Consider the following 6,388-nt stretch of genomic DNA (forward strand, 5'->3'; position numbering starts at 1 on the left):
CTACCGGCTGGATTCGATGTAGGCGGAGATCGACGCGATCGTCGGGTTGAGGAACATCTGGTCCATGGGGACCTCGGCGCCCAGTTCCTCGATGTAGGCGCCCTGGATCTTGGTCATGATCAGGGACTGGCCGCCCAGGGCGAAGAAGTCGTCGTCGGGGCCTATGTCGTCGCGCTCGAACTCCCGGCACCAGATGGCGCGGACACCGTCGGCAATCATCACAGTCCTCTCGCTATCGCGTCGGCGAGCGCCGCGCGGTCCACTTTTCCGTGCGGGCTGAGGGGGATCCGCGGGATGTTCGTGAACCTGGCGGGCACCATGTTCCGCGGCAGGTCCGCCAGGAGGCGGGCGCGCAGGTCGTCCTCGGCGAGGTCGGCGCCCGCCGGGACGACGAACGCGGACAGCTCGGCCTCGCCGGCGGCGGTGCGGGTGACCGCCACGGCGGCCTCGCGGACCCCGGCGAGCCGGGCGAGGGCGCGTTCGACGTCGGCGGGGTCGATGCGCATGCCGCGGACCTTCACCTGTGCGTCGATCCGGCCGAGGACGACGAGGTCCCCGTCGGCGTTCACCCGGCCGCGGTCGCCCGTGCGGTACAGGCGCAGGGGCTCCCCGTCGGCCTCGACCGTGGTGAACTTCGCGTTCTCGGGTCCGGCGGCGCCGAGGTAGCCGGCGCCGACGCCGGTTCCGGAGATGCAGATCTCGCCCTGCTCCCCCGGCGCGACGCCGCGCAGCGCCTCGTCGAGGAGGTGGATGGCGGTGTTGTACGCCGGGCGGCCGACCGGGGCGACCTCGTGTCCGCCGGGCCGGTACCCGGCGAGGTCGTAGGAGGTGGCGACGTCCGTGCACTCGGCGACGCCGTACTGGTGCAGCAGGGTGCAGGTGTTGCCCTCGCGGCGGGCCCAGTCGGTGAGCCGTTCGGCCTTGAGGGCCTCGCCGCCGAAGAGCACGTAATCGAGCCGGGTCAGGGCGTCCCCGCCGCGGGCGGTCTCCCAGTCCACCAGCAGGTACAGCGTGCTGGAGGCGCAGTGCACGGTCCGGATCGGGTGCTCGCCCAGCATGCGGTAGGCGAGCATGGGGTCGAAGTTCCGGCTCGTGGTGAAGTACTGGGTGGCCCCGCAGAACAGCGCGGTCATCAGGGCGCGCTGGGAGAGGTCGAACCCGAAGGCGCTGACGACCAGGTTGTGCGACCCCTGGTGCAGGCCGTACTCCAGCTGGAGCCAGTTCATCAGGTTGAACCAGCCCTCGTGCCGCACGGCGGTCAGCTTGGGCGTGCCGGTCGAGCCGGAGGTGAAGACCGCGTAGCACAGGTCGTCCCCGGTGACCTCGATGGCGGGGGCGGTCGCGGGGAGCGCCGCGAGCCGCTCGGACAGCTCCTCGAAGCCGGTGACCTCGACGGGCGCCCGCTCGATCAGTCCGGCCGTCGCCGGGGAGGCGACGATCAGCGCGAGGCCGGGGACCTGGTCCAGCAGCAGCCGGAGCCTGGCGGGCGGGTAGGCCGGGTCGAAGGGGACGTAGGCCGCGCCCGCCTTGAGCGTGCCGAGGACGGCCACGAGCAGGTCGGCCGAGTAGTCCAGGCACACGCCGACCTTGGCGCCCCGCCCCACTCCGCGCGCGGCGAGGTGGCGGGCGAACCGGTTCGCCCGCGCGTCCAGCTCCGCGTACGTGGTCCGTTCGCCGGCCCGGAAGACGGCGACGGCGTCGGGGGTGGCCCGCGCGTGCTCCTCGAACCGTCGGTGCACGACGGGGTTCGGGGGCAGGGCGACCCGTTTTCCCTGAAGGATCATCAACTGCTCCGGTGTGAGGGGTTTCCCGGCGGGACGGCCGCCGGCGCACCACGGAACGGAACGGGACCGGCCCGGCGCGTGCGCGCGGGCGGTCCGCGCCGCTAGGCGGACTTGAGTTCGGCGGTCGTCCGGTCGGCAGTGGTCCGGTCGGCGGTCTCCAGCAGCCGGGTCACCCACTTGTCCACGGGCAGACCGTGCGCGGCGGCCGCCTTGGAGAGGTGTTCGAGCTGGTCGGCGGAGAGCTCGATGGTGAGCTTCGTGACCCGCGGGCAGCGCTGCGCGGCCGCCGCAGCGGGCTGCTCGTCACCCCCGCCCGCGGGGAGCCCGGCCGTGTCGTTCTGTACGGCGAGGCCGGCGCGGACCGAGCGGCGCAGTTCGTTGCGCGACCACTTCTGCTGTTCGGCCCGGCGCAGCCAGTAGTCCTGCTCCGGCGGGGACAGCCGGGCCACCTCGGCGTGGTGGGCGAAGCTCAGGCCGTCGCGCCTGCGGTGGTGGTCGAACCGCCGCGCCACCCACGCGTAGTTGCGCAGCGTCTGGTAGTCGAGCCCGGTGCGCTCGATCGCCTCCTTGTAGCGCCGCCACCCGTAGGTGGCCTCGCCGAAGCGCAGCCAGTCGGCGAGCCACCAGGCCGAGGAGTTCCCGAGCTCGCGCAGATTGGTCCCGATCTGTTCCCAGGAGCGTTCCGGCAGGTTCGCCGGGAGGATCATCCCCGTCTTGCGCACTTCGGCCTGCGGTCCCACGAAGGACAGGACCACATCGCCTTGGGCGGGCCCGCCAGGACGGCCCGACGGCCGGGCCCGGTAGCTGCCCGCGGTTCTCACAGCGCCGCTCACGATCTTCATCCCCCAATTCAGAGTGTGTGCCAGGGCGCCGGTGTCTCAGTCCGCCGCCATGGCCTCGCGCAGGCTCCGGGGGCGCAGGTCGGTCCAGTTGCGTTCGACGTACTCCAGGCATGCGGCGCGGTCCGCCTCGCCGAAGACGACCCGCCAGCCGGCGGGGACCTCGGCGAACACCGGCCACAGGGAGTGCTGGTCCTCGTCGTTGACCAGGACGTGGAAGCGACCGTCCCCGTCGTCGAAGGGGTTCGTGCTCACGTGACACTTCCTTAACTGTCATGGGGTGACTAGGGAAGAAAGACCGTCAGGCCGGAGGTGCGTAAGAGCGGGCGCGGGTTCGCCGATCGGCGTCGTTCTGGAGGGCGCCCGGCGCTCCGGTTCGAGCGGTGGGTGCGGCGTACTGGCCGTGCGGGCGGGACCGCGGATGCCGTTCGGGCCCTGTTGCCCGCGGTGCCGGTCCGACTCGGCGCCCACTGTATACGCGGCCCTTTTGAGACACGGTCGAGTCCCGCTCGGGAGGGCGGGCGGGGCCCGCGCGGGCCGTCCGGGCCGCACCGCCTGAGGATCGTTGGAGAGCCGCCACACCCGTGGCACAGCTCACCTGATGTGCGCACCCCGCCGGGCGGGCGCAGCTCTATGGTGCGGGGGTGCGCAGCCCGACCGAGGGAGAGAGATGGACAGCACACGTCCTGCCTTGCGCTTGTTCGTCCTGCACCACGCGGGCGGATCCCATCTTCCGTACCGCCACTGGCCCGCCGGACTGCCGGATTCCTGGGACGTGCGGCTGCTCGACGCCCCGGGGCACGGCTTCCTCCTCGACCTGCCGCCGCTGGACGACGCGGGCCGGCTCGCCGACTTCCTGCTGAACACCGTCGAGCCCGAACTCACGTGCCCGTATGCCCTTTTCGGCCACAGTATGGGGGCACTCGTCGCGTACGAGATGACCCGGCGGGCCGCCGGGCGGGGGCTGCCGCTGCCCGTGTGGGTCGGGGTGTCCGCGCGTACCGCGCCGCAGCCCGCGGGTCCGGCGGAGCCGTACCACGAGCTGCCGGACGCCGAGCTGCGGACCCGGCTGAACCTGCTGGGCGGGACGCCCGACGGGATCTTCGACGACCCCGAGCTGTGGGCGGTGTTCGAGCCGGTCATCCGGGCCGACCTGCGGCTGGTGGAGGAGTGGCGCCCCGGTCCGGGCGCCGGCCCGCTGCCGGTGGCGCTGTCCGCCTACGCGGGTGCCGGGGACGCGCACGCCTCGCCGGCGCGGATGGCCGGCTGGGAGGCGTACACCGAGCGGTTCCAGGGCCTGCGGGTCCTGGACGGGGGCCACTTCTACTTCCAGGACGATCCCCGGCCGCTGCTGCGGCTGGTCGAACGGGACGCGACCGCCGCGCTCGACGCGGCGGGCGCGGCGCGCTCCTCCTGACCCTTGCGTTGCCCGCCCGTGCGAGGAGAAGACATGCAGTTCCGCATTCTCGGTCTGGTGGAGGTACGGGACGAAGAAGCCGGCCTGCACCTGCTTCCCACGGGCGCCAAACAGCGTGCGCTGCTGGGGGCGCTGGTGGTGAGGGCCGGGCACCACGTCTCCGTGCGGCAGCTCATCGACGAGCTGTGGGGTGAGGAGCCGCCGGCCAACGCGGAGAACGCGCTGCAGGTGCACGTGGCCCGGCTGCGCCGGCTGCTGTCCGGCACGGAGGACGGCCGGGACGGTGGCCGGGAGGGTGGCCGGGAGGCGGGCCGGCGGGCGCCGCAGCCGTGGATCGTGACGACCTCGCGCGGCTACACCCTGCGGCTCGGCCCCGTCGAGACGGACGCGGCGTGCTTCCAGCAGCTCACCGACACCGCCCGGCGGATCCTGCACGAGGACCCGGGGCGGGCCGGTGAGCTGCTGCGCCGGGCCCTGTCGCTGTGGCGCGGGCCGGCTCTGGAGGGCAGCGTGCTCGGCGACATCTGCGCGGGCCGGGCCGCCCAGCTGGAGGAGGACCGCCTGACGGCGCTGGAGATGATGTACGACGCCTACCTGCGCACCGGGCGCCACGGTGAGATCACCGGAGAGCTGATGGTGCTCACCACCGACCATCCGATGCGGGAGCGGTTCTACGACCTGCTGATGGTCGCCTTCTACCGCTGCGGCCGGCAGGCGGAGGCGCTGCGCGTGTACGAGCGGGCCCGCCACCGGATGGTGCACGACCTCGGGGTCGAACCGGGCCCCGCCCTGCGCCGCCTGATGCAGGCGATCCTCCAGCACGACCCGTCCCTGGGTCCGGCGGCGTGCCCCCTCCCGGCCGGTCCGCCACGGGTCCCGGCGCTGCCCGCGGTGGCGGACACGGCGGCCGGGGACGCGGTGGTCCCCCTGATGGAGGAGATCGTCCGGTTGCGGGGCCGCATCGAGCGGCTGCAGCAGGAGCAGAACCAACTCATGTGCCGATTAGAGGAGTTGACCGGTGGAGCGCCGGTGCGGCGCGTGACGGCCTGACGGACCGGAGGCCGGAGGCCGGAGGCCGGGGTCAGGCCGGGCAGTACTCGGCGTTGACGATCGGGAGGATGGTCTCGGCCCCCCAGTTGGCGTTGTAGTTGAACGTGAGCTGGTGGCCCGCGTCCTCGGTGAACGCGGCCAGGGAGATCCATCCCAGCGCGCCGCCGTCGTGGTACCAGAGGGTGGTGCCGCAGCCCAGGGTGAGCCGTTCGATGCCGAGTCCGTAGGACGCGCCCGGGAAGTCCGGATTGTCGACGGTGGTCTTCATCTCCTTCAGCTGCTGCGGCGGCAGCAGGCGCCCGCGCATGAGGGCCTCGTAGAACCGGTTCAGATCGTCCGTGCTGGAGATCATGTCGCCGTTGCCCCAGCTCTGCGAGGGGTTCGCCTCGGTGACGTCGTCGATCCGGTCGGGCCGGTCGGTGAAGAGCCTGGAGTAGCCACGGGCGCTGGGCCGGGGCAGGAGCGAGTTCGTACCGGGATTGGAGGTCGCCTTGAGCTCCAGGGGCTCGATGACGCGCCTGCGGACCTCGTCCGCGTACGGCCGCCCGGCGGCCTTCTCCAGGACGAGCGCGGCCAGCACGTCGTTGGTGTTGGAGTACCAGTGCCGGGCGCCGGGCCGGAACGGCGGCTCGTGGGAGAGGGCCACCCGTACGCGCTGCTCGGGCGTCAGGGTGTCGTACCGGTGCTGCAGGAAGCCGTCCCCGGCCAGGTAGGTCGTGGCGTACTGCGGGTCGGCGAGGAAGTCGAACAGGCCGCTGGTGTGGTTGAGCAGCTGGCGTACGGTGATCGCCCGGCCGTCGTTGCCGTTGCCCGTCACCAGGCCGGGCAGGAAGCGCTCCACGCTGTCGTCGAGGCTCAGCTTCCCCTCCGCCTCCATCTGGAGGAGGGCCGTCGCGACGAAGGTGTTGGTGATGCCGCCGACGCGGAACCGGTCGTTCTTGGTGCGCGGCGCGCCCGTCTGCCGGTCGCCCACGCCCGCCGCCGTCTTCCACACTCCCCCGGCGTCGCGCGCCTCGGCGGCCACACCGGGGACGCCGGCGGCCACGGCCGCCTCGATCGCGCGCTGGGTCGCCCGGTGGCCGGCCGCGGGGGGAGCGTCGTCCCGCGCCGCGGCGGATCCCGTGAAGGCGGTGACCAGCAGTGCGGCCGCCGCCGCGGCGACCACGCCGGCTCTCGGTCTTCTTCTCCGCATCGTCGTGCCCCTCTCGTGGTTGTCGTCCGTGGAACCGTGAAACCGTGAAATCCATGTGATCCGAGTGATCCGTGTGATCAGGGGATCGGCGGGACCGGTGGCGGGG

At 72.8% G+C, this 6,388-nt stretch carries 7 protein-coding genes; 2 read left to right on the forward strand and 5 right to left on the reverse strand.

Annotated features, from left to right (window positions below):
• The 4 genes from VR44_RS04765 to VR44_RS04780 all read right to left on the reverse strand — a co-directional run bounded on the left by VR44_RS04765 (position 1) and on the right by VR44_RS04780 (position 2,878).
• The gene (locus VR44_RS04765) at positions 1–219 is read right to left on the reverse strand and encodes a phosphopantetheine-binding protein (RefSeq protein WP_045946087.1); all 219 of its coding nucleotides are present in this window, start codon (positions 217–219) and stop codon (positions 1–3) included.
• The gene (locus VR44_RS04770; protein ID WP_045946088.1) at positions 219–1,784 is read right to left on the reverse strand and encodes an amino acid adenylation domain-containing protein; all 1,566 of its coding nucleotides are present in this window, start codon (positions 1,782–1,784) and stop codon (positions 219–221) included. Before VR44_RS04770 ends, VR44_RS04765 begins: the two co-directional genes overlap by 1 nt.
• Before the next feature lie 101 nt (positions 1,785–1,885).
• Entirely contained in the window at positions 1,886–2,626 is a 741-nt protein-coding gene (locus VR44_RS04775; protein ID WP_169790976.1) for an LmbU family transcriptional regulator, read from the reverse strand.
• 36 nt (positions 2,627–2,662) lie between these two features.
• Positions 2,663–2,878 (reverse strand): MbtH family protein, encoded by a 216-nt coding sequence (locus VR44_RS04780; protein WP_045946089.1) that lies wholly within the window; start codon positions 2,876–2,878, stop codon positions 2,663–2,665.
• A gap of 436 nt (positions 2,879–3,314) precedes the next feature.
• Between VR44_RS04780 and VR44_RS04785 the strand changes: the two genes are divergently transcribed.
• Both VR44_RS04785 and VR44_RS04790 read left to right on the forward strand, forming a co-directional pair.
• Positions 3,315–4,040, forward strand: coding sequence for a thioesterase II family protein (locus tag VR44_RS04785; protein WP_342669297.1), 726 nt, complete (start codon positions 3,315–3,317; stop codon positions 4,038–4,040).
• Positions 4,041–4,073: 33 nt separating this feature from the next.
• A complete protein-coding gene (locus VR44_RS04790; RefSeq protein ID WP_045946091.1) occupies positions 4,074–5,090 on the forward strand; it encodes an AfsR/SARP family transcriptional regulator in 1,017 nt (338 codons plus the stop codon).
• A 31-nt stretch (positions 5,091–5,121) separates the two neighbouring features.
• On the opposite strand, the gene VR44_RS04795 is transcribed toward VR44_RS04790, so the two are convergent.
• The gene (locus tag VR44_RS04795) at positions 5,122–6,282 is read right to left on the reverse strand and encodes a serine hydrolase domain-containing protein (protein WP_045946092.1); all 1,161 of its coding nucleotides are present in this window, start codon (positions 6,280–6,282) and stop codon (positions 5,122–5,124) included.
• Between the last annotated feature and the right edge of the window lie 106 nt (positions 6,283–6,388).

This window comes from Streptomyces katrae, assembly GCF_000966975.1.
GTDB classification, from domain to species: Bacteria; Actinomycetota; Actinomycetes; order Streptomycetales; family Streptomycetaceae; genus Streptomyces; species Streptomyces katrae.

What these genes read in the sequence shown, in the direction of transcription:
- VR44_RS04765 (WP_045946087.1), bottom strand. Translation starts at nt 219, where the DNA reads ATGATTGCCGACGGTGTCCGCGCCATCTGGTGCCGGGAGTTCGAGCGC.
- VR44_RS04770 (WP_045946088.1), bottom strand. Translation starts at nt 1,784, where the DNA reads ATGATCCTTCAGGGAAAACGGGTCGCCCTGCCCCCGAACCCCGTCGTG.
- VR44_RS04775 (WP_169790976.1), bottom strand. Translation starts at nt 2,626, where the DNA reads ATGAAGATCGTGAGCGGCGCTGTGAGAACCGCGGGCAGCTACCGGGCC.
- VR44_RS04790 (WP_045946091.1), top strand. Translation starts at nt 4,074, where the DNA reads ATGCAGTTCCGCATTCTCGGTCTGGTGGAGGTACGGGACGAAGAAGCC.
- VR44_RS04795 (WP_045946092.1), bottom strand. Translation starts at nt 6,282, where the DNA reads ATGCGGAGAAGAAGACCGAGAGCCGGCGTGGTCGCCGCGGCGGCGGCC.